This is a genomic window from Phenylobacterium sp. T106 (assembly GCF_057219735.1).
On sequence record NZ_JBXVWA010000001.1, the window covers coordinates 777,408 to 797,700 of the forward strand.

Below are 20,293 nucleotides of genomic sequence, written 5' to 3' on the forward strand. Positions count from 1 at the left end.
ACCCTATACGCGCGGCGATGCCGGCGCGAAAGATGACGCTTGCGTCAACGTAAGGTCACATCGCCCGCTCCCGCTCAGACCGACAGCCCCGGATCCCCCTCCAGCACCTCCCGGACGAGCCGAGGGCGCTCGCCGGGCTTCCACCGCCTGGCGGTGTGGACCACGCGATAGCGGAGATCGCCGCCGTCCGGCCGTTCGCTGCGCGCGATCGGGCGCGGGATGCAGACGAACTCGGTGCGCATCTCGTCGGCGCTGAGCCGGACCGTGGCGTAGCCATGCCCGCCCATGTCCACGAACTCGAGGTGCGGCGCGAGCGCGGGGTTCGAAAGCGCACGCGCGGCGCCCGCGTCGAAGCTCCGGGCGTACTCGAGGCAGGCCCGCACCCCGTGCTTCAGCAGCATGTTGAAGGTCGGGTCGGGTTTGGCCGCGCCCGGCCGGTCCGCCAGGAACAGCGGCCGCAGCGGATGGTCCTTCTTGAGGGTGTGTTCGTACGCCTCCAGGCCCCCCGGGCTAGAGAGTGACCCCCCGATGAAGCTCAGGCCTACCGGTTCGAATTTGCCTGGGGGGAGCTGAGCCGACGCGTAGCCGGCCCAGAAGCTGTGGCGATCCCCAGAGACGATGGCGAATCCGGTGATTTCCGCGTCGCGGACCAGGTCGCAGATCTCGGCGCGCTCGGCATAGGCGGTGCTGTGGTCCCCCGCGGCGAGGATCGCAAAGTCGTCGGGCCAGGGCTTGACCATGCCGGCCGGCAGGTTCTGGGGATCGGCGCGCGAAACCAGCGCGCCCTTGGAGTTGCCCCAGATCTTCCAGGTGGCGCGCGACGCCTTCAGCCGGGCCTTGAACCAGGCCTTCTGCTCGGCCCCCAGGATGGTCTGCGGCGGCGCGTCCTTCTGGGGATTGGGCACGCTGACGCCGCCATAGGTCAGCTGGTCGGGCGGACGCCCTCCGTTGGCGGTGCGGCCCGCGTCCAGGGTCTGGGCCGCGTCCTCCTGGAACATGCCGAGGAACTCCGGCGGCGTCAGCTTGTCGAGGGCGGGGTCCTCGAATGGGCTCGCGCTGCGATAGCTGTGCTGGTCGGTGATGAGCAGCTCCAGGTGTCGCCCGTAGCGGAAGGCGCGGTAGCCGATCAGGCTGTTGATCGCCGCGAGGTTGTTCGGCTCGTCGCCCAGGCCGTCGGCGTCCCAGCGCTCGATCTTCACGTCCTGGACGGTGGGCGGGTCGAACGTGTCCCACGACGCGCCCGCGGCCTTCCGGCAACGGGACGGCAGATACTCCCACCAAGCCTGGTTCGCGGCGACCTTCAGCGTCTGGCCGGGACGGGCGGGACCGCCCTGCTTCAGGATGCTCTGCCAGCCCTGCCAGGAGAATTCGTGGTTGTCCCAGATGGCCACGAACGGCCAGCGCGCCCGCGCGTCCTTCAGGTCCGGGTCCGCCAGGAAGCTCCGATAGCAGGCGCGATAGCCCTCCAGGGTCAGCGGATAGTGCAGTTTTCCGGTCCTGCCGCCGTCGGGGAACCGCGCCACCTCGTAAATCGTGCGGTCGAAGCGCTTGCCGCCCTCCTCCGGGTACTGCAGCACCTCGTAGATGAAGTCCCCCAGGTGGAGGACGAAGCCCAGCTGGTCCTCCGGCTTCGCCCGCTCGTCCTCGAAGATCATGCGGCGATAGCCGTTCAGCTTGCCCTCGTTGATGCTCTGGCAGCTCACGAACGCGAAGGTGACAGGCCTGGGATCGCCGTCGCGCGGCGCGGTGACGGTCCGCCCCACCCGGCTGCCGTTCCCCTCGGCGTCGGCGAAGCGGTACCAGTAGACGCGCGACGGCCGCAGCCCTCCGACCAGCACCCGCGTCGTCCAGTCCGCCGCCGAAGAGACGGGGGTGCGGGCGCGGGCCACGACGCGGCGGAACTCACGGTCTTCGGCGACCTCGACCGAGAGCATGCGCCGCGCGCCCTCGGCATAGGGCCGGCGGGTCCATAGGATGACGCTATGGGAATCCGGATCGCCGGAGGCGACGCCCTCGGGATAGAGGTCCTCGCGCTCGCGCCAGGCCTGGCGTGAAGCGCGCGCCGGCCCGCTCCACGCCACCGCCGCGCCCATCGCGGCCGCCATGCGCAGGAACTCCCGGCGATCGTTTGTCATGGGCGCCCCCGCTCCCGGGCTTCTGCCCCGCTCGCCCACGCTGCACCTGATGGGGCCGCGCCGGAAGCACCGCTCGTCGCGTTTTCCGGCGCGCCTGGGCGCGGCTCAGCGCCGTCCTCGACGACGGCGCCCTGTTGGTCTGCTCGGACGTGCGAGCGTGCCCGGGCGGCCTGGCTCGGGCCGCGACGCCCCTACCGGTTTGCCCGCAACTCGACCTGCACCATCACCCGCGCGCCCGGCCTGGTTCCCGACGAGGCCTTGGCGCGCAGGGCCGCGGGACCGGCGGCCGCGACCAGGTTCGGGCTCCGCGGGCGCGAGTCGACCAGGACGCAGTTGTCGAGGCTCCGGTCGTCGCGGACGCGACAGTTGAAGCCCACGTTCCCAACCCGGCCCTCGTCGTCGTAGATCACGATCGCCGGCAGCTTGGCTTTCGCCGGGTTCAGCCACTGGATCGGGAAGCGCACGGTGCGGCCGGCCGTGGGGGCGCCGGACGGCGCCTTGGTGGGCATCTGGAACCCGCCGCTCACGGCCAGTGCGGCGGCGCCGAAGCCGGGGCCGGTCTCGCTCAGCGACACGCAGTCCTTGAGCCCGCCGCCGGCGTCGACCGTGCACTCGATCGTCGCCGAGCCGGCGAGGTTCGCCGCCAGCGCCGCAGGCGGATAGGCCTTGGTCATCTCCTCGGCGCCGGGGGTCTTGCTCCACCCCGGCATGTCCGCGGTGGACGGCGGCGGGCGCTGCGGCGCGGCGGCCTGCAGCATGAGCGCGATGACTAGGGCGGGCATGTCCCAGTTCCCCCGATGAAGCGACCTCTCCGAAACTGAACCCTGGCCATGGGAGTTGGCAACCTTGCCCTGCATGGCTTGCCACTGCGCGGCGCACCCGCCACAACCCCCGCCTCAATGCCCCGCATCGTCACCTACAACGTCCACCGCTGTGTCGGGAACGATCGCCGCCTCGACGTGGGCCGCATCGCCGCGGTCCTGGCCCGGCTCGATCCGGACATCGTGGCGCTGCAGGAGCTGGACGTCGGCCGCAGGCGCACCGGCGGCGTGGACCAGGCGCACGAGATCGCCCGGCGCCTGTCGATGAACCACCACTTCCACGCCGCGATGGAGGTCGAGGAAGAGCGCTACGGCGACGCCATCCTCACCCGGCTGCCCGAGCGACTGGTGAAGACCGGACCCCTGCCGGGCCATCCGCGGGTCGCGGCCCTGGAGCCGCGCGGCGCGCTCTGGGTCGAGGTGCAGGTGGAAGGCCGCCCGCTGCAGGTGATCAACACCCACCTCGGGCTCGTCCCGCGCGAGCAGCAGGTGCAGGCGGCCGAACTGGCCGGCGCACGATGGCTCGAACATCCGAAGTGCCAGTGGCCGGCGATCCTCACCGGCGACTTCAACGCCACCTCCAGCTCGATCGTCTATCGCACCCTCACGCAGCATCTGCGCTCGGCGCGGCGGCTGGCGCGCCGAAGGCAGGCTTCGTCCACCTTCCCCTCGCCGTTGCCCGTCCTGCGCATCGACCACCACTTCGTGAGCCCGGGGATCGAGGTCGCGGACGTGTTCGCGCCGTTCGACCCGCTGTCGCGGACCGCGTCCGACCACCTGCCGCTGGTGATGGACTTCGATCTCGCCTGACCCCGGTGGGCCGGCCCTCAGCCTTCGTACGTAAGCTCGCGCGCCTGCCGGAACAGCCGCTGGCGCCGGCGCCAGACGCGCCAGGCGTCGCTGGGATCGGCCGGATCGCCCAGGTGGAACGCCGCCACGAGTCCGCCCAGGCGGCTGCGACGCGAGGGATCGACCGGCTGCAGGCGCCCGTCGCGGTTCAGGTGGTCGATGGCCTGCACCAGGCTCCCGCGTTCGGTCCGCGCCTTGCTTACGGCGTCGCCGGTCACGCCCATGAAATGGCCCACGAGGCGGTCGCGCATGGCCGAGATGGTCAACCGGGCCTCGTCGTCGGCCGCCTCCACCGCCAGTTCGATCTCGGTGTCGTAGCCGAAGGAGCGGTTGTTGAGGTTGGCCGAGCCCACGCGGATGATCTGGTCGTCCAGGATGCTAACCTTCGAGTGCACGATGATGTTCGAGCCGCCCGAGGTGGTCGGATAAAGGGCGCGGAACCTGCCGAAGACGTCCGCCGCCCGCAGCCGCCAGATCATCACCCCGCGGGCGTGGTCCATCGTCATCTGGTCGAAGTAGCTGGGCGAGTGGCCCGTGGTGACGACCACCACCTCGGGCCCGTCGGGCTCGGCGAGCCGCCGCGCCAGCGCCTCGGTGATCACGGGCGAGGTGAAGTACTGGTTCTCGAGATAGATCGTCTCCCGCGCCCGCGCGATGGAGGCCAGCGCGAGGCAGCGGATCTCCTCGATTCTCGGCTGGTCGCGCCACTCGGGATGGGTGCGGGCGATCGCGACGCGAGGGCGCGTCATGTGGACCGGAACGTGGTCGGGCCAGGGATCGCCGCCGGCGCCCTCGGGCGGGGCGACCTCTTCGCCCTTGGTCCCTATCCGCCAGCGCATCCGGAAGTGGTCGCCCAGCGCGCGCGCCGCGTCGCCGTCGACCATCATCATGACCTCGTGCCGCGGGTCGTGGCATTCCTGGTCGGGCATGATGCGCCGGCGGTCATGCTCCAGGTGGCCGGGGCTGTCCCAGCGGTCGACGCCGATGTCGCCGCCGCCGACGAACGCCAGCCGGTCGTCGATCACCACCACCTTCTGATGGTGGCATGCGCCCATGGGCACCGCGTCGTCCAGGTGGAACTTGATCCGCGTGTGCTCGAACCAGCGCCGGGCGCGGTGCGGGAAGAACTCCTGCGTGGCGCTGATCGGCAGGGCCGACTTCCAGATCAGCAGCCGGATGTCGAGTTCGGGCCGCTCGTCGGACAGGGCCAGCAGGACGCGTCCCACCTCGTCGGGGTCGTCCGGCCCGTCATAGCCGTCGGGGAACAGGCGCGCACGGGGATCGAACCCCCAGCCCAGGATCAGGATCGACCGCCGGGCCCTGCGGAACGCTTCGTAGAGCGCGGTGAAATAGGCCTCGTTGTCGATCAGGAACGCCGCCCGGTCCGCAGGTTCCGTCCTCCAGCAGGTTTCGCCGGGGATCAGCAGCGTCATCGTGGTCCTCGTCGCGGCCAGGCGCGCCGCCCCGTCTCAAAGCGTATGGTGCAGCTTGGTTCCTGACAAAGCGAGGTTCGCCGGACAAAAAAAGGCGCGCCGCGGTGGGACCGCAGCGCGCTGGCGGGAAGCGCCAATTCAGTTGGGCTTGGGTTCTATTGCTTGGCGACCGACGACGGTCCGCCCATGTAGGCCTGGCAGGGCCCGGTCAGCTCGGCCGTCAGGCGTTCGCGGCGATCGGCGCTGCGGCCCTCCTTCCGCGCTCTGTTGAACTCCTCGTTCGCCCGCTCGGTGATGTAGGGGGCGCGGGCCCCGCGCTCGGCCTTGATGAAGCTGTCGAGGCTGGCCGGGTCGACGACGCCGTTGATCGAGGCCGCGAGGCCCTTGCAACGGTTGGCCTTCAGGAACTCGACGTCGGTGACGCGGCCGGCCGCGCTGGCGGTTCCGGATGCGAGCGTGGCGGCGGCAAGTGCGATGGCGACGAACTTCATAAACGTTCTCCCTGGAAATCTGAACGAATGCTGCCCGCCGTCCGCCCTCATCTCAAATGAACAAGCTGCAATGATTAGTATTCCCACATTAATATTAAGTCATGATACGCGGTTGTTACATGCGACCATAAACACCTTGTAATGATGCGGTCACATCGTGTCAGATGCTTTCTATGCTGAAGCTGGAACCGAAACTCGACATTCCGGCGGTGACGGCGCTCCTGCGCCGGGCCTTCCCCGACGCCGATCACGCCGCCATGCCGCAGGTCACGGACCTTTCGCCGGGCAGGCTCCATATGGTTTCGCCCTATCGTTCCGGCCTCCTGCGGCCAGGGGGCGTGATCTCGGGTCCGACGCTGATGGGGCTGGCGGACCACGCCGCCTACGCCATCACCCTGGCGCACATCGGCCCGCAGCTCATGGCGGTGACCTCGCACCTGACGATGAGCTTTCTCCGCGGCGCCCAGCCGGGGGACATCCATGCCGAGGCCGAGCTGCTGCGGCTGGGACGGCGGCTCGCCGTCTGCGACGTCCGGCTGTGGAGCGAGAGCCCGGAGCGGCTGGCGGCCCAGGCCAATGTGACCTATGCGATCCCGGGATGAACGGCCCGCCTCCCCCGATCCGCACCCCCTGCATCAAGGTCTGCGTCGTGGACGGCGAAAGCGGCCTGTGCCTGGGCTGCTACCGGCGGCTGAACGAGGTGGCGGCCTGGGCCCGCTTCACCGACGCCGAGCGTGACGCCATCCTCGCCGAGCTCCCCGGCCGCCGCAGCCTGATCCGGCCGGAGAAGCTGGGCCTGTTCTGAGCGCGCCTCCGGACGGTAAACGGCCGGAAACCCTGTCGATTCACGGGATTCCAACCGAACCTGACCTAGCCTCCCGGTGACAAGACAGGCCGGAACGGCCGCTTACCAGGTGATGCAGGTGTCTTCTCTCGGCAAGTTCGCCCTGGTGGCGACGATGTCCGCGGTCGCCAGCGGCGCGGCCGTCGCGGCGATGAGCCCCGGTCCGCTGCGCATGGCGCGGCTGAACGCCGAGGGTTTCGTCGCCGCCTCGCCCCAAGCCGGCTCGGGGGCCGTCGCCAAGGGTCCGGACGGCCACTTCTGGGCCGACGCCGAGGTGAACGGCAAGCCGGTGCGCTTCCTCGTCGACACCGGCGCCACGGCGGTCGCGCTCACGCCGCAGGACGCCCAGCGCCTGGGCATCCGTCCGGCGGACCTGAAGCCCGGCTACAACGTCACCACCGCCGGCGGCTCGTCGCGGGCCGCGGCCGTCACGCTTGCGTCCGTTTCGGTGAACGGCGCCCGGCTCGAGAACGTGCAGGCGCTGGTCGTCTCGGACGGCCTCGACGTGTCGCTGCTCGGGATGAGCTACCTAGGCCGCCTCACCCGCTTCGAGGCCACGCGCGACACGCTGCGCTTCGAGCCCTGACACAACCGCCAGCGCCTGGTCGATCACCTCGAGCCCGGCGCCCGGCTTCACGCCCTCGACCGTGAGGATCCGCCGCCACGTCCGCGCCCCGGGCCGACCGTGGAACAGCCCAAGCATGTGCCGCGTCATGGCGGCCAGGTGCGTCCCGCGCGCGAGTTCCGAAGCGACGTAGTCCCGATAGGCCGCAACGGCCGCGAACGGATCCACGGCCTCGCCCGCCCCGAACACGCACGGGTCCACGGCGCCCAGGATCGCGGGCGTGTGGTAGGCGGCCCGACCCAGCATCACCCCGTCGACGTGGGCGAGATGCGCCTGCGCCGCCTCGAGCGAAGCGATCCCCCCGTTGATGACGATGGTGAGATCCGGCCGCTCACGCTTGAGCCGCCAGACCAGGGGATAGTCCAGCGGCGGAATGTCCCGGTTCTCCTTCGGAGACAGGCCCTTCAGCCAGGCCTTGCGCGCGTGCACGGTGAACCGCGTCACCCCGGCCTTCGCGCAGAGGTCCACCAGCCCGAACAGGCTCTCCTCGGGATCCTGGTCGTCGACCCCGATGCGGCACTTCACCGTCACCGGGACCTTCACGGCCGCGCCCATGGCGGCCATGCACTCGGCCACGAGGTCTGGCTCGCGCATCAGGCACGCGCCAAAGCGGCCCGACTGCACGCGGTCGGACGGGCATCCGACGTTGAGGTTGATCTCGTCGTAGCCCTCGGCCTCGCCCATGCGCGCCGCCGCCGCCAGGTCGGCGGGCTCCGAACCGCCCAGCTGCAGCGCCACGGGATGCTCCTGCGGCGAGAACGCCAACAGCCGCGCCCGGTCGCCGTGCAGCACCGCACCGGTGGTGAGCATCTCGGTGTACAGCAGCGCCCGCGCGGACAGCGTCCGATGCAGGACCCGGCAGTGCCGGTCGGTCCAGTCCATCATGGGGGCGACCGAGAGGCGGTAGGCGGCGGGCGTCGTCACCGGCGCTAGGTAGGCGAGGACGCCCGAAAAATCAAAACGGCTCGCTCTCCGGAGGCGGCGGCTTCTGGCCGGCGTCGGTGGCGTGCTCGATGCGGCCGAGCTCGACTTCGGTGCGCGAGAACACCTCCTCCTGGCCGGTGTCGAGCACCTCGTCCGCATCGGAGTCTTCGGGCGACGGCGGCGGCGGGGCGGGATCCGGGGTGTTCGGCATGCGCAGACAACGCGCAAGGCCCTGTCGCCGCTCCCGAGTGTTCAGGCCGCGTCGTAGTGGACCAGGACGACGCAGCCCTTCCGGGTCGTCCAGTTCGGATGCTCGCCGCCCTTGGGCGTGCCGAGATAGTCCCCCGGGCCATAGGCCGCGCCGGCGATGACCAGGTCGCCGGAGATGACCACCGTGTGCTCGAAGCTGCGATGCTCGTGGTCGGGAACGACGGCCCCCGGCTCGCACCGCAGGAGGTAGGTGTCGCGGGTCCATAGGCGCTTGAAGCGGATGCCCGGCGCGTAGTCGCGCCAGCGGCCGTCATCGAACCGCGCCTCCACGTCCGGCGCATCCACGCCCTCGAGGCCGGCGGCGACGCGGCTCCAGAGGCCCGGGGGCGGATCGCCGGCCGGCATGGCCAGGTCGAGGCCGGCCAGGAACTGGTCGGCGGCCTCGTCGATGAACCAGTGCGCCCCACGCCTGCGCGTCATCCTGCCAGACTCTCCTTCAGCGCTGCGGTTCCCCGCCGCACCCAGCTCTTCACCGTCCCGAGCGGCGCCTGCAGGTGCGCCGCGAGCTCGGAATGGGTCAGTCCGTATACATACATCAGCACGACCGCGTTCCGATGCACCTCGGGCAGATCGGCCAGGGCCTGCCTCAGGCGCGGGTGGACGAACGTCTCATCCAGCCGCGGCGCCTCGATCTCGGCGGGAAGCTCGTTCATCTGCCGCGGCCGGCAGTCGATGGCCGCGTGCCGCGTCAGGATCGTGATCCAGGTCGACGCCTTCCCCTTCGCCGCGTCGAAGCGATGCGCGTTCTTCCAGATCTTCAGGAAGGCCTGATGCGCGGCGTCCTCGGCCAGGGCGCTGTCACGCAGGATGCGGTGAGCGATGCCGTAGAGCCGGCCGCCGACCATACGGTACAGCGCCTGGGCCGCGGCGCGATCGCCGCCGGCCATGGCCCCCAGGAGGCGCGCCAGTTCGCCTTCGTCCAGCATACCCTTCCCATACCGGCGTCATCCGACAGCCGCATCCGGCGCGCGCCGTGACGGAGTACCCACCACGACAGCCCGCCGCCGCCCTCCGCCCGGATCGGGCGGCGCAGGTGATACGCGAAACATAGAGACAGATATGCATACTAGCTAAACAATAAATCCCGTTCCACGCCGATATATATGAGCCCCTGTATTCGCGAATTCATCAGATTTCGCGACTGGAACTGTTCGTCTATTCGTCATTCGGGATGGCGAGTATTGTGCCGCAAGCCTTGCAATGCACGGCGTCGGGGTCGTGGCGCGCCAGGCCGCATGTCGGACATGGGTAGCGCACCTTGTAGGGGCGGATCAGCGTCTGGGCGAGACGCACGAAGAGCGTGATGCCGCTCACCATGATCACGATCGTCAGCAGCTTGCCCCAGGTGCCCGGCAGGGTGATGTCGCCAAAGCCCGTGGTCGTGAGGGCGGTCATCGTGAAGTAGAGCGCGTCCACGTAGCCGCTGATGCCCGGGTGCGTCCTGGCGAAGCTGGCGTAGACGAAGCCGGTGACGACGAACACGAAGGTGACGAGGGTCGCCACCGTCTTGCCCACCTCCTCCCAGCGGGTCTCGTCGTAGCGGCGGCCCACCGTCTCCCAGAAGAAGTCCGAGTGGACCAGCGACCACAGCCGCAGCACGCGGAGGAACGCGAGGTTGAAGAGCCATAGCGGGAACAGCAGCGTGGCCAGCACGAACAGGTCGATCCACACGCTGGGCCTTCGAAGCCAGTCGCGCAGGGTGACGTGGGTCAACGCCCGGGCGCCGATGTCGATGGTCAGGATGAAGGCCGCCAGGTAGTCGACGGTGAAGAAGACCGCGTCCATCTCGCGCAGGAACGGGGCGGCGATGAAGAACGCGATCAGGGCGATGTCGATGGCCAGGACCCCGTACCGGAAACGCACGGCCTGCGGCGACTTGCCGAGGTAGAGCTCGCGAAGCCGCACGCGCAGCCGGGGCAGCCAGCTTCGCTTCGGGGCCTGCTCCGCCTTCGGGTCCGTCACGCCCCGTCTCTCCCCGGCCTGACCATGAACCCCAAGCGTCCTGCCGGGTTCTTCGTTCAGCGCGCAGGTTCGCGCGATGGCGTCAGGAGTACAACCATGCCTGCCAAGTCCGGAGCCCAGCAGAAGGCCGCCGGGGCCGCCCTGTCGGCCAAGCGGGGCGACACGCCCAAGACCAAGCTCAAGGGCGCCTCGAAGTCGATGATGTCCATGTCCGAGAAGGAACTGGAGAAGATGGCGTCGACGAAGCGCAAGGGTAAGCCCGAGAACGTGAAGTCCTGAACCCTTGCGGGGCCGCCCGCTGACCGGCCAAGCTGCCCCCTGAACCGGACCGACCGAGTCCGGGCGAGGGAGGGACCATGCATCCGATCACGCGGCGCGGCTTCGGCGCGCTCGGCTTCGCGGCCCTGGCGGCCGAGGCCTTCGCCAAGGCGCCGGCCATCCGGTCGGCCTGGCCCGACGCCACCGAGACGGCCGCCTCGATCCGAAGCGGCCGGCTCTCCGCGGCCGAGGCGACGCAGGCCGCGGTGGACCGGACGCTGAAGCTGCAGCCGAAGCTCAACTTCCTCGTGGCCTCGGACTTCGACCGCGCTCTCTCCCGCGCCGGCGGCCCGGCCCGCACGGGCGCGTTCGGCGGCGTTCCGTTCCTGGTCAAGGACCTGGACGACTACGCGGGGCTACCGACCCGGCTCGGGAGCCGCGCGTTCCTCCCGCTTCCCGCGGCCCGACGGCAGGACGCGCTGATCGACGCCTTCGAGGCGACCGGCGTCAACGTCATCGGCAAGTCCGCCACGCCCGAAGCCGGGTTCCTGCCCACCACGGAGCCGGTCGCCTTCGGGCCGACGCGCAACCCCTGGGACCCGTCACGGTCCGCCGGCGGGTCGTCCGGCGGCGCGGCGGCCGCCGTGGCCTCGGGCGCCGTTCCGATCGCCCACGCCAGCGACGGCGGCGGCTCGATCCGCATCCCCGCCTCGTGCTGCGGCCTCTTCGGGCTGAAACCCTCGCGGGGCCGCATGATCGGGACCCGCCAGGAGACCAAGATCTCCGACCTGTCGGTGAACCACGTCGTGACGCGGACCGTCCGCGACTCCGCGGCCATGTTCGCGGCCATCGAGGATCGCGGCCCCGGCGCCCAGCTGGCGCCGGTGGGGCTGGTGACCGCGCCCCTGCGGCGGAGGCTGCGCGTGGGCCTGGTCGCCGAGGGCGGCGCCGGCAAGGCGCCATCCGCCGAGGTGCGCGCCGCCCACGAGAGCGCGGCGGCGCTGATGCGGGAGCTCGGGCACACGGTGGTGCCCACCGCGTGGCCCATGGGCCGCGACTTCATCAACGACTTCCTGCTGCTGTGGGCGTCGGGCGCCGCAGGGCTCGCAGAGACCATCGGCAAGCTCGCCGGGCGGCCGGCGGACGCCGACCTGATGGAGCCCTTCAGCCTTGGCCTGGTGGAGATGGCGCGCCGCGCCGTTCCGGACGCCCTGCCCAAGGCGCTCGGCCGGCTGCAGGCGGCTGCCGACGCCTACGACGCCTGGTTCACGCGCAATCGCTTCGACGTGGTGCTGACGCCGGTGCTGGCGTGGGCGCCGCCGAAACTGGGCGAGGTGGGCCCGGCGGTTCCCTTCGATACGCTCATCGAGCGCCTGATCGAGTATGTGGGCTACACCACCTACCACAACGTGGCCGGAGCCCCGGCGATGAGCGTGCCGCTGCACTGGACGCCTGACGGCCTTCCCGTGGGAAGCCAGTTCGCCGCCCGCGTCGGCGGCGAGGGCCTCCTGCTGCAGCTGGCCTATCAGCTCGAGGCGGCGCGCCCCTGGGCCGACAGGGCCCCGGCCGTCCGAGCCTGAGCCTCCCAGCCCGGTTGGCGACCGGGTCCGCTAGATCGTCCCCATGGCCGTCCACATCGCCATGGCGAGGCCCAGCGCCCGCATGTCGCCCTGGGTCGTCGGGGCCATCTTGTTCATGGCGTAGGCGAAGGTGGTGCGCGCATCCATGTCGATGATCACCAGCGAGCCGCCGTAGCCGCCCCAGTAGATCGTGTTGGGGTTGGGGAACGGGATCATCCCGCCCGACAGCCCGAAGCCCATCCCGAAGCGGGCGGGGACGTCGAGGATCAGGTCCTGGCCCTCGACCTGGAGCTCCAGCGCCCTGCGGCACCCCGCCTCCGACAGGAACCGGCGGCCCTTGGCGACGCCGCCGTTCGCCAGGATCGTGTGGACCAGGGCCACCGAGCGCGCGTTGCCCGTGCCGCCCGCGGCCGGGATCTCGGCGCCGCGCCAGGCCCGCGTCTTCGTCGCCGAGACGTCGATCCCGGGGTTGAGCGACATGTTCTTCATCAGCTCGGTCTGTTCCGGCCGGTCACCGACGCCCACGGGCGGAGGAATCAGCTCGGCGACCCGGTCGTCCTCGGAGGCGGGAAGGCCGATCCAGAAGTCGGCGCCCAGCGGCTCGGCGATCTCCTCACGGAAGACCGTCCCCAGCGACCGGCCCGTGATCCGCCGCACCACCTCGCCCACGAGGTAGCCCTGCGTCAGGGCGTGATAGCCGGGCTGCGTCCCCGGCTCCCAGTAGGGCGCCTGGGCCGCCAGCAGGCTGGTGGCCTTGTCCCAGTCGTAGAGAGTTTCGGTGGCGATCCTCTCCTTCCAGCCCGATAGGCCCGCCGAGTGGCTCATGAGGTGGCTGACCTTGACACCCGCCTTCCCGTTGGCCGCGAACTCGGGCCAGTACTTGGCCACGGGCGCGTCGAAATCGAGCTCGCCCCGATCGGCCAGGAGAAGCGCGGTCAGCGCCGTCATCGTCTTGGTGGTCGAGTAGACGTTGACGATGGTGTCGCGGGTCCACGGGCGGGTGCGCGCCGGGTCCGCCCAGCCGCCCCAGATGTCCACGACGGGCTCGCCCTCGACCGTGGCGCAGAAGCAGGCGCCGATGTCCTCGCCCGTCCGGAGGTTCTCCTCGAACTGCGCGCGGACCGCGGCGTAGCGGTCATGGACTTCGCCCTGCACGGAGCCGTCGGCCATCGTTCGTCTCTCCCCTCAGGCGGCGAGGCCCTGCAGCCGCGCCGCCGTTTCGCGCACCCGTTCCGGCCCGCCCAGGATCTGGCGGTTCTGGCCGATGCGCTTGAACCAGTAGTGTAGCCCCAGCAGGTCGGTCATGCCGATGCCGCCGTGCACCTCGGTCGCGGTCCGGGCGATGAACCGGCCGATCTCGGAGGTGTGCGCCTTGGCGTGGGCCGCCATCAGCGGCGCCTCGTCGGGCGCGTTGTCGAAGGCGTAGGCGGCATACCAGACGAGCGCGCGCGCCGGCTCCAGTTCGGCCGCCATCTCCGCGCAGAGGTGCTTGACCGCCTGGAAGCTGCCGATGGTCCGGCCGAACTGCTTGCGCTCCTTGGCGTAGTCGACGGCCTTGTCGAGCATCGTCTGGGCCGCGCCCAGGGTGTCGGCCGCCAGCATCGCCCAGGCCGCGTCGCGCAGCCAGTCCAGGCCCTGGTTCGAGGCGAGCGCCTCTGCCGGCGTGTCGCTGAAGGTGAGCTCGGACAGCCGTCGCGTGGCGTCGATGGACGGCATGGGCGCGGCGTCCACCGGTTCGGCCAGATGCAGCCCGCCCGTGCGGTCGGCGACGATCAGCAGGCCGGCGCCCGGTGCGTCCAGGGCGAACAGCGCCTTGCCGCTCAGCCTGCCGTCCTTGGCCGTCACGCCGGCGCCCTCGCGCGCGCCGGCGATGGGCTCGGAGATGGCGACGCCGGCCGTCACATCGCCCGACGCCAGCTTCGGCAGCCAATCCGCCTTCTGCGCCTCGGACCCGCCAAGCGTGAGCGCGAGCGGCGCCAGCACCGCCGAACCGAGAAACGGCGTCGGCGCCACGACCTTGCCCAGCGCCTCCGCCGCCAGGGCCGCCTCCAGCAGGCCCAGCCCCAGGCCGCCGTACTCCTCCGGCACGAGCAGGCCCGGCAGGCCCATCTCGGCGAGGCCGGTCCAGATGTCGGGCGCCGTCATCTCGCCGCCGTCCGCGAACCGGCGCACTCGCTCCAGCGGCGACAGCGACGCCAGCGCCTTGTTCAGGCTGTCCTGCAGCAGCCCCTGGTCTTCCGAAAGCGCGAACCTCATGCGGGCACCACCTTGGGCTCGCGCGGCATGCCGAGGCCGCGTTCGGAGATGATGTTCTTCTGGATCTGCGCCGTGCCGCCGCCGATGATCAGGCCCAGGTCGAACATGTAGTTGCGCTGCCAGGCGCCCTTCGCCCGCAGGTGCGGCCCGTCTTGGTAAAGGATGCCCAGTTCGCCCAGGGCGTCGATCGCCAGCGCCGCGACCTGGTGGTTCAGCTCGCAGCCCTGCAGCTTCACGACCAACCGAGCGAGGCCCGCGGTATCGTCGGTCATCACCCGCAGACCGTTGAACTTCATGGACAGCACGCGGGCCTGAAGCTGCATCAGCCGGTCGCGGAAGATCGGATTGTCGATGATCCGCTGACCGTCGACCGTCTCGGTCTTCATGAGCTCGATCAGCGCCTTCAGCCGCGCCTCCGTGGCGTTCGGATCGCCCAGCATGCCGCGCTCGTGCTTCAGCGTGGTGTTGGCGACGAACCAGCCCCGGCCGCGGCCACCGACCACATTGGCCTGCGGCACGCGCACGTCGGTGAAGAAGACCTCGTTGAACTCGGCCACGCCCGTCATGGTCTTCAGCGGCCGGACCTCGATCCCCGGCGTGGACATCGGGAAGAGGATGTAGCTGATGCCCTCGTGCTTCGGCTTGTCGGGCTCGGTGCGGACGAGGCAGAACATCATCTGCGCCTGCATCGCCGTACTTGTCCATATTTTCTGGCCACTTATGAGGAAATCCTCACCATCCTCGACCGCCTTCGTCTGCAGGTTGGCAAGGTCGGATCCCGCGCCCGGCTCGGAGTAGCCCTGACACCAGATGATGTCGCCGGCGAGGGTCGGCGGGATCCACCGCCGCTTCTGCTCCTCCGACCCCACCTCAAGCAGGGTGGGAACCAGCATCGAAATCCCCTGCCCCGCCATGCCGCGCGGCGCGTTGGCCTCGATAAACGCCTCGGCGATGATCCGCGACTTGAGGATGTCGGGTTCGGCGCCATAGCCGCCGTATTCCTTCGGGATCGTGCGCGCGGCGTAGCCGTGGGCGATCAGGGTCTTCTGCCAGGCCTTCGCGTCGTTCGGGACGCCATCGCGGTACTCGCCCCGATGAGCCTCGAGGAAGCCGCGCACCTCCTCGCGGAAGGCCGCGAGTTCCGGCGTCAGCGTCAGGTCCATGCAGCCCTCCCGGAGTCTTTGACGCGACACTCCAGCCCTCTTTCGGCGGGAGGCGCAACGGCGCCGTGGCGTCAGCGTTTGCCGAGAAATGGTGTAGGAGACCGCATATGCGTCGCGCCCTCACAGCCGCCGCCGCGGCTCTCGCTATCGCCGGCTGCCAGAGCCCCGGTTCGTCGGACCCCTTCGTGGGCTTCGGCCCGAACCCCGCGCTCCCGGCGGCGCAGAAGAGCCTGATCCCGTCCATCGGGGCGCCGGACGCGGTCGGGTGGCCGGAGGGCGCCGCGCCCAAGGCGCCGCCCGGGTTCGCCGTGACGCGCTTCGGCTCAGGGCTGGACCACCCGCGCTGGCTCTACGTGCTGCCCAACGGCGACGTGCTGGTCGCCGAATCGGCGGCGCCCCCGAAGCCTCCCGGCCAGGACGAGGGCATCCGCGGCTTCTTCCAGAAGATGCTGATGAAGAAGGTCGGGTCCGCCGTCCCGAGCGCCGACCGGATCACCCTGCTTCGCGACGCCGACGGCGACGGCGTGGCCGAAACCCGGACGATCTTCGCGCAGGGCCTCAAGAGCCCGTTCGGGATGACCCTGGTGGGCGGGACGCTCTACGTGGCCAACCACGACGGGGTGGTCAGCTTCCCGTACCGCACCGGAGACACCCAGGTGTCCGGCGCTGGGACGCCCGTGTTCGCCCTCCCGGGTCCGCCGATCAACCACCACTGGACGAAGAACGTGGTGGCCAGCCCCGACGGCGCGAAGCTCTACGCCACGGTCGGCTCCAACTCGAACATCGGCGAGAACGGCATGGCGGCCGAGGCGGGCCGGGCGGCCGTCTGGGTCTACGACATCGCGAGCGCCAAGGCCGAGGTGTTCGCCACGGGCCTCCGCAACCCCAACGGCATCGACTTCGATCCGGCCACGGGCGCCATGTGGACGGTGGTCAACGAGCGCGACGAGATCGGTCCGGACGTCCCGCCCGACTATCTCACCAGGGTGCAGGCCGGCGGCTTCTACGGCTGGCCCTACAGCTACTGGGGCGTCGTCGACGCACGGGTGAAACCCCAGAACCCTGAACTGGTCGCCCGGGCGATCCGGCCGGATTACGGCCTCGGCGCCCACACCGCCTCGCTGGGTCTCGTCTTCTACCGCGGCGAGGCCTTTCCCGCGCAGTACCGCGGCGGCGCGTTCATCGGACAGCACGGCTCGTGGAACCGCAAGCCGCTGAGCGGCTATCGCGTCGTGTTCGTCCCGTTCGCCGGCGGAAGACCGACCATGGCGCCACAGGTCTTCCTCACCGGATTCCTCAACGCCGAGAACAAGATCCAGGGACGTCCTGTCGGCGTGGCCATCGACGGGCGCGGCGGCCTGCTGGTGGCCGACGACGTCGGCGACATCGTGTGGCGCGTCGCTCCCGTGGCTGGCTGACGACCGCCGCTCAGCGCTCGGGGAACTTGTAGACGCAGAGCTTGTTGCCGTCCGGGTCCCGGAAGTAGGCGGCGTAGAAGAAGTCGCCCCGCGGGCCGGGCGGACCCTCGCAACTCCCGCCCGCCGCGAGCGCGGCCGCGTGGACCTGGTCGACCGCCGCGTCGGACGGGGCCTCGAGCGCCACAATGACCCCGTTGCCGACGGACTGCGGCCCGCCGTCGTGGGGCAGAGTGACGCCCAGCATGGCGCCGCGCCGTGGCCCGCCGAAGTAGGTCGAGCGCTCGTAGTCGAACGCGCGGCGCCCCCCGAGCGGGACGAGGACGGCGTCATAGAACGCCCGCGCCCGCTCGAGGTCGGTCACACCCAGGGTGGTGTAGCCGATCACGCCTCAGCCCATCTTGAAGACGCAGATCTTGTTGCCATCCGGGTCGCGGAAATAGGCGCCGTAGAAGGTGGGCAGGCGCTGGCCGGGCGCACCCTCGTCGGTTCCCCCGGCGGCCATCGCGGCGGCGTAGGCGGCGTCCACCTGCTCCTTCGACTCGGCCGGCAGGCCGAACATCGAGCCGTTGCCGGCGCTCGCCGGCTTCTCGTCGTAGGGCTTGCTGACGGCCAGCATGCCCGGCGTGGACTTGCTGCCGTAGAACTGCATGCGGTCGCCGTTCGCGAAGGTGCGCGCGCCGCCGAGCGTCGCGAGCACGGCGTCGTAGAACTTCACGGCCCGCTCGAGGTCGTTGGTGCCGATGGTGGCGTAGGCGATCATGGTCTCGTCCCTCCCGTTGAAGCGCGACCTTAGCGGATGACCTGCACGGAAGCGCAAGCGATGGATGACGCCGGCGCCGTGGCGGGTCCATGATGCGTGAAACGAGCGGGGGAATTCCATGCGCAGAGCTCTCTTCGGCGGAGCTATCGCGTTGTCGGCGACGCTGGCGGCGGGCGGTCCGGCTCAGGCCGAGCTCTCGAGCGCCGTGCAGGTGGAGACCTCTCCGCTGAAGGGCCTGTCGCAGCCGGCGGAGATCATCGTCGACCGCTGGGGCGTCCCGCACATCTACGCGGCCTCGTCGCGCGACGCCTTCTTCCTGCAGGGCTGGAACGCCGCCCGCGACCGGCTCTGGCAGATCGACCTCTGGCGCAAGCGTGGCCTCGGCCGCCTGTCGGCCAGCTTCGGCCCGGCCTTCGTGGCGAAGGACCGCGCGGCCCGGCTGTTCCTCTACCGCGGCGACATGGCCGCCGAGTGGGCGGCCTACGACCCGCAGGCGCGGGAGGCCGTCGAGGCCTTCGCCGCGGGCGTCAACGCCTATGTGGCGGACGTCCGCGCGGGCCGTCGCGCCCTCCCCGTCGAGTTCAGGCTGACCGGCAGCCAGCCCGAGGAGTGGCAGGCGGAGGACGTCCTGCGGATCCGCAGCCACGCGCTCGTGAGCAACGTCACCTCCGAGGTCGCCCGGGCGCGCACCGTCTGCGCGGGCGGCGTGGAAGCCGACGCCCTGCGCCGCAAGCTGGAGCCTGCGCACAAGCTCGTCGTCCCCAAGGGCCTGGATCCCTGCGACGTGCCCGCCGAGGTGCTCGCGGACTATGTGCTCGCCACCGAGGGTGTCAGCTTCAAGGCCGGCGGGCGCGAACTCGCCGCCGTCGACGCCAAGACGCTCAGCGACGTCATCGCCGAGCGATCCGCCGAAGGCTCGAACAACTGGACCATCTCCGCGGCGCGTTCGGTCACCGGACGGCCGATCCTGGCCGGCGACCCGCACCGGCCGGTGACCGTGCCGTCGCTGCGCTACATCGCCCACCTGGACGCGCCCGGCCTTTCGATCATCGGCGCGGGCGAGCCTGCCCTGCCCGGGGTGTCGATGGGACACAACGGGACCTCGGCCTACGCCATCACGATCAACTATGTGGACCAGGAGGATCTCTACGCCTACGAGCTCCGCGACAACGCCTACCGCTACAAGGGCGGCTTCGAGCCCATGCGCGAGGTGGTCGAGACCATCGAGGTGAAAGGCGAGGCGCCGCGGCAGGTCACCCTGCGCTACACGCGCCACGGCCCCGTGGTGTGGCAGGACGCCCGGCGCGCCTTCGCCATCCGCACGATCTGGAGCGAGCCCGGGACGAGCGGCTACTTCGGCTCCTCGCGGATGTGGCGGGCCGGCGGCTGGGAGGACTTCCAGCGCGCCCGCGACCGCTGGGGCGGCCCCCCGTTGAACCTCGTGTACGCCGACACCCGGGGCGACATCGGCTGGGCCGTGGCGGCCAAGACGCCGGTCCGGGCCGGATGGGACGGCCTGATGCCCGTGCCGGGCGACGGTCGATACGAGTGGCAGGGCTTCCTGGGCGACGGCGGCCTGCCGACCGTGAAGAACCCCGCGGCAGGCTTCTTCGCGACGGCCAACGCCATGAACATCCCGGCGGAGCCCGACTATCCCCGCACGCGCCGCCAGCTCGGCTTCGAATGGGCCGACTCCTCGCGGACGGACCGGATCCACGAGGTGCTGAAGGCGCTGCCCCGGAGCACGCTGCGCGATTCCATGGCGCTGCAGGTCGACAGCGTGAGCCCGCAGGCGCGGCGCGGCGTGGCCCTGTTGCGCGGGCTGAGCTCGCCGGACGCCGACGTCGCCCGCGCCCTCGCGCTGCTGGCCGCTTGGAACGGCGACACCGCCACCGACAGCGCCGCGGCGGCGATCTACGAGACCTGGGCGGTGAAGCACCTCGGCCGGCACACGGTGCAGGCGTTCGCCCCGGCGGCCGCGCGCGACCTGATCGGCGCAAGCTCGCCCGATCCGATCCTGACGCGCCTGGAGGCCGCCTCGTCGGCGGTCCGCGACCCGATCCTGCTCAGCAGCCTCGGCGACGCCGTGGCCGAGCTCAGGGGCCGGCTGGGCCCCGACATGTCCGCCTGGACCTGGGGGCGGCTGCATCGCGTGCAGCTGGTCCCCGCCGCCGCCGCGCTGGCCGACGACCAGCTCGCCGCGCAGATGACCCTGGGCCCCCTGCAGGTTCCCGGCTCGGCCTCCACCCCGCGTGCGGCCACCTACGACCCGCGCACCTTTCTGCAGACGTCGGGCGCTTCGGTGCGGTTCGTCCTGGACGTGGGGGCCTGGGACAACTCGATGGCCATCAACACGCCGGGCCAGTCCGGCGACCCGATGAGCCCGCACTACCGCGACCTGTTCCCGCTGTGGGCGGCCGGGCGCTACGTGCCGCTGCGGTTCACGCGGCCCGCGGTCGAGGCCGACGCCGCCACCGTGATCCGGCTGACGCCCGCGCCGTGAG

General features: G+C 70.8%; 22 protein-coding genes. 8 read left to right on the forward strand and 14 right to left on the reverse strand.

Going from position 1 to position 20,293, the window contains the following annotated elements; genetic code table 11:
* Window positions 1-74: 74 nt before the first annotated feature.
* Window positions 75-2,135, reverse strand: coding sequence for an alkaline phosphatase D family protein (locus tag AC2D8W_RS03830; RefSeq protein ID WP_484670397.1), 2,061 nt, complete (start codon window positions 2,133-2,135; stop codon window positions 75-77).
* Between the two features lie 191 nt (window positions 2,136-2,326).
* Complete coding sequence (locus tag AC2D8W_RS03835) at window positions 2,327-2,917, reverse strand: TonB family protein (protein WP_484670398.1); 591 nt, start codon at window positions 2,915-2,917, stop codon at window positions 2,327-2,329.
* 117 nt (window positions 2,918-3,034) lie between these two features.
* Here AC2D8W_RS03835 and AC2D8W_RS03840 point away from each other — a divergent pair, with 117 nt between their 5' ends.
* A complete protein-coding gene (locus AC2D8W_RS03840) occupies window positions 3,035-3,766 on the forward strand; it encodes an endonuclease/exonuclease/phosphatase family protein (protein WP_484670399.1) in 732 nt (243 codons plus the stop codon).
* A gap of 17 nt (window positions 3,767-3,783) precedes the next feature.
* Here the strand turns inward: AC2D8W_RS03840 and AC2D8W_RS03845 are convergent, their stop codons facing one another.
* Window positions 3,784-5,238, reverse strand: coding sequence for a phospholipase D-like domain-containing protein (locus AC2D8W_RS03845; RefSeq protein WP_484670400.1), 1,455 nt, complete (start codon window positions 5,236-5,238; stop codon window positions 3,784-3,786).
* A gap of 155 nt (window positions 5,239-5,393) precedes the next feature.
* Window positions 5,394-5,729: a hypothetical protein gene (locus AC2D8W_RS03850; protein ID WP_484670401.1), complete on the reverse strand. Its 336-nt coding sequence runs from the start codon at window positions 5,727-5,729 to the stop codon at window positions 5,394-5,396.
* Between the two features lie 173 nt (window positions 5,730-5,902).
* Between AC2D8W_RS03850 and AC2D8W_RS03855 the strand changes: the two genes are divergently transcribed.
* From AC2D8W_RS03855 to AC2D8W_RS03865, 3 genes are all read left to right on the forward strand, one after another.
* On the forward strand, window positions 5,903-6,331 hold the full coding sequence (locus AC2D8W_RS03855; protein ID WP_293480238.1) for a PaaI family thioesterase: 429 nt from the start codon (window positions 5,903-5,905) through the stop codon (window positions 6,329-6,331).
* The gene (locus AC2D8W_RS03860) at window positions 6,328-6,534 is read left to right on the forward strand and encodes a DUF1289 domain-containing protein (RefSeq protein WP_484670402.1); all 207 of its coding nucleotides are present in this window, start codon (window positions 6,328-6,330) and stop codon (window positions 6,532-6,534) included. The genes AC2D8W_RS03855 and AC2D8W_RS03860 overlap by 4 nt, the downstream gene beginning before the upstream one ends.
* Before the next feature lie 76 nt (window positions 6,535-6,610).
* Window positions 6,611-7,159, forward strand: coding sequence for a TIGR02281 family clan AA aspartic protease (locus tag AC2D8W_RS03865; RefSeq protein ID WP_367118727.1), 549 nt, complete (start codon window positions 6,611-6,613; stop codon window positions 7,157-7,159).
* Here the strand turns inward: AC2D8W_RS03865 and dusA are convergent.
* From dusA to AC2D8W_RS03890, 5 genes are all read right to left on the reverse strand, one after another.
* The gene (dusA, locus tag AC2D8W_RS03870; RefSeq protein ID WP_484670403.1) at window positions 7,103-8,122 is read right to left on the reverse strand and encodes a tRNA dihydrouridine(20/20a) synthase DusA; all 1,020 of its coding nucleotides are present in this window, start codon (window positions 8,120-8,122) and stop codon (window positions 7,103-7,105) included. The two genes, AC2D8W_RS03865 and dusA, sit on opposite strands and share 57 nt — an antisense overlap.
* A gap of 31 nt (window positions 8,123-8,153) precedes the next feature.
* The gene (locus tag AC2D8W_RS03875; RefSeq protein ID WP_484670404.1) at window positions 8,154-8,333 is read right to left on the reverse strand and encodes a hypothetical protein; all 180 of its coding nucleotides are present in this window, start codon (window positions 8,331-8,333) and stop codon (window positions 8,154-8,156) included.
* Between the two features lie 41 nt (window positions 8,334-8,374).
* Window positions 8,375-8,812, reverse strand: coding sequence for a cupin domain-containing protein (locus AC2D8W_RS03880; RefSeq protein WP_293480230.1), 438 nt, complete (start codon window positions 8,810-8,812; stop codon window positions 8,375-8,377).
* Window positions 8,809-9,318, reverse strand: a complete 510-nt coding sequence (locus tag AC2D8W_RS03885; RefSeq protein ID WP_484670405.1) for a sigma-70 family RNA polymerase sigma factor — start codon at window positions 9,316-9,318, stop codon at window positions 8,809-8,811. The genes AC2D8W_RS03880 and AC2D8W_RS03885 overlap by 4 nt, the downstream gene beginning before the upstream one ends.
* Window positions 9,319-9,547: 229 nt before the next feature.
* The gene (locus tag AC2D8W_RS03890; RefSeq protein ID WP_293480226.1) at window positions 9,548-10,354 is read right to left on the reverse strand and encodes a potassium channel family protein; all 807 of its coding nucleotides are present in this window, start codon (window positions 10,352-10,354) and stop codon (window positions 9,548-9,550) included.
* Window positions 10,355-10,450: 96 nt separating this feature from the next.
* Between AC2D8W_RS03890 and AC2D8W_RS03895 the strand changes: the two genes are divergently transcribed.
* The gene (locus AC2D8W_RS03895; RefSeq protein ID WP_484670406.1) at window positions 10,451-10,633 is read left to right on the forward strand and encodes a DUF3008 family protein; all 183 of its coding nucleotides are present in this window, start codon (window positions 10,451-10,453) and stop codon (window positions 10,631-10,633) included.
* Window positions 10,634-10,710: 77 nt separating this feature from the next.
* Window positions 10,711-12,192 (forward strand): amidase, encoded by a 1,482-nt coding sequence (locus tag AC2D8W_RS03900; RefSeq protein ID WP_484670407.1) that lies wholly within the window; start codon window positions 10,711-10,713, stop codon window positions 12,190-12,192.
* A 30-nt stretch (window positions 12,193-12,222) separates the two neighbouring features.
* Here AC2D8W_RS03900 and AC2D8W_RS03905 read toward each other — a convergent pair whose 3' ends face one another.
* From AC2D8W_RS03905 to AC2D8W_RS03915, 3 genes are read right to left on the reverse strand one after another with little or no spacing between them, the layout of a single operon-like run.
* Window positions 12,223-13,362 carry a serine hydrolase domain-containing protein gene (locus tag AC2D8W_RS03905; protein ID WP_293480220.1) on the reverse strand — a complete coding sequence of 380 codons (1,140 nt, stop codon included), beginning with the start codon at window positions 13,360-13,362 and terminating at the stop codon, window positions 12,223-12,225.
* 15 nt (window positions 13,363-13,377) lie between these two features.
* The gene (locus AC2D8W_RS03910) at window positions 13,378-14,448 is read right to left on the reverse strand and encodes an acyl-CoA dehydrogenase family protein (protein WP_484670408.1); all 1,071 of its coding nucleotides are present in this window, start codon (window positions 14,446-14,448) and stop codon (window positions 13,378-13,380) included.
* The gene (locus tag AC2D8W_RS03915; protein WP_484670409.1) at window positions 14,445-15,611 is read right to left on the reverse strand and encodes an acyl-CoA dehydrogenase family protein; all 1,167 of its coding nucleotides are present in this window, start codon (window positions 15,609-15,611) and stop codon (window positions 14,445-14,447) included. Before AC2D8W_RS03915 ends, AC2D8W_RS03910 begins: the two co-directional genes overlap by 4 nt.
* Window positions 15,612-15,718: 107 nt before the next feature.
* On the opposite strand from AC2D8W_RS03915, the gene AC2D8W_RS03920 reads away from it, so the two are divergent.
* Window positions 15,719-17,029, forward strand: coding sequence for a PQQ-dependent sugar dehydrogenase (locus AC2D8W_RS03920; protein ID WP_484670410.1), 1,311 nt, complete (start codon window positions 15,719-15,721; stop codon window positions 17,027-17,029).
* Between the two features lie 10 nt (window positions 17,030-17,039).
* Here the strand turns inward: AC2D8W_RS03920 and AC2D8W_RS03925 are convergent, their stop codons facing one another.
* Together AC2D8W_RS03925 and AC2D8W_RS03930 are read right to left on the reverse strand one after the other, a co-directional pair.
* Window positions 17,040-17,414, reverse strand: coding sequence for a VOC family protein (locus tag AC2D8W_RS03925; RefSeq protein WP_484670411.1), 375 nt, complete (start codon window positions 17,412-17,414; stop codon window positions 17,040-17,042).
* 3 nt (window positions 17,415-17,417) lie between these two features.
* Window positions 17,418-17,789: a VOC family protein gene (locus AC2D8W_RS03930; protein WP_484670412.1), complete on the reverse strand. Its 372-nt coding sequence runs from the start codon at window positions 17,787-17,789 to the stop codon at window positions 17,418-17,420.
* Window positions 17,790-17,907: 118 nt separating this feature from the next.
* Here AC2D8W_RS03930 and AC2D8W_RS03935 point away from each other — a divergent pair, with 118 nt between their 5' ends.
* Window positions 17,908-20,292 carry a penicillin acylase family protein gene (locus tag AC2D8W_RS03935; protein ID WP_484670413.1) on the forward strand — a complete coding sequence of 795 codons (2,385 nt, stop codon included), beginning with the start codon at window positions 17,908-17,910 and terminating at the stop codon, window positions 20,290-20,292.
* Window position 20,293: the final 1 nt, after the last annotated feature.

Bases quoted from the DNA above. Each gene is read 5' to 3' on its own strand.
- AC2D8W_RS03910 (WP_484670408.1), bottom strand. From the start codon at position 14,448: ATGAGGTTCGCGCTTTCGGAAGACCAGGGGCTGCTGCAGGACAGCCTG.
- AC2D8W_RS03930 (WP_484670412.1), bottom strand. From the start codon at position 17,789: ATGATCGCCTACGCCACCATCGGCACCAACGACCTCGAGCGGGCCGTG.
- AC2D8W_RS03845 (WP_484670400.1), bottom strand. From the start codon at position 5,238: ATGACGCTGCTGATCCCCGGCGAAACCTGCTGGAGGACGGAACCTGCG.
- AC2D8W_RS03855 (WP_293480238.1), top strand. From the start codon at position 5,903: ATGCTGAAGCTGGAACCGAAACTCGACATTCCGGCGGTGACGGCGCTC.
- AC2D8W_RS03860 (WP_484670402.1), top strand. From the start codon at position 6,328: ATGAACGGCCCGCCTCCCCCGATCCGCACCCCCTGCATCAAGGTCTGC.
- AC2D8W_RS03900 (WP_484670407.1), top strand. From the start codon at position 10,711: ATGCATCCGATCACGCGGCGCGGCTTCGGCGCGCTCGGCTTCGCGGCC.
- AC2D8W_RS03850 (WP_484670401.1), bottom strand. From the start codon at position 5,729: ATGAAGTTCGTCGCCATCGCACTTGCCGCCGCCACGCTCGCATCCGGA.
- AC2D8W_RS03915 (WP_484670409.1), bottom strand. From the start codon at position 15,611: ATGGACCTGACGCTGACGCCGGAACTCGCGGCCTTCCGCGAGGAGGTG.
- AC2D8W_RS03835 (WP_484670398.1), bottom strand. From the start codon at position 2,917: ATGCCCGCCCTAGTCATCGCGCTCATGCTGCAGGCCGCCGCGCCGCAG.
- AC2D8W_RS03880 (WP_293480230.1), bottom strand. From the start codon at position 8,812: ATGACGCGCAGGCGTGGGGCGCACTGGTTCATCGACGAGGCCGCCGAC.
- AC2D8W_RS03840 (WP_484670399.1), top strand. From the start codon at position 3,035: ATGCCCCGCATCGTCACCTACAACGTCCACCGCTGTGTCGGGAACGAT.
- AC2D8W_RS03875 (WP_484670404.1), bottom strand. From the start codon at position 8,333: ATGCCGAACACCCCGGATCCCGCCCCGCCGCCGCCGTCGCCCGAAGAC.
- AC2D8W_RS03895 (WP_484670406.1), top strand. From the start codon at position 10,451: ATGCCTGCCAAGTCCGGAGCCCAGCAGAAGGCCGCCGGGGCCGCCCTG.
- AC2D8W_RS03830 (WP_484670397.1), bottom strand. From the start codon at position 2,135: ATGACAAACGATCGCCGGGAGTTCCTGCGCATGGCGGCCGCGATGGGC.
- AC2D8W_RS03935 (WP_484670413.1), top strand. From the start codon at position 17,908: ATGCGCAGAGCTCTCTTCGGCGGAGCTATCGCGTTGTCGGCGACGCTG.
- AC2D8W_RS03920 (WP_484670410.1), top strand. From the start codon at position 15,719: ATGCGTCGCGCCCTCACAGCCGCCGCCGCGGCTCTCGCTATCGCCGGC.
- AC2D8W_RS03905 (WP_293480220.1), bottom strand. From the start codon at position 13,362: ATGGCCGACGGCTCCGTGCAGGGCGAAGTCCATGACCGCTACGCCGCG.
- AC2D8W_RS03885 (WP_484670405.1), bottom strand. From the start codon at position 9,318: ATGCTGGACGAAGGCGAACTGGCGCGCCTCCTGGGGGCCATGGCCGGC.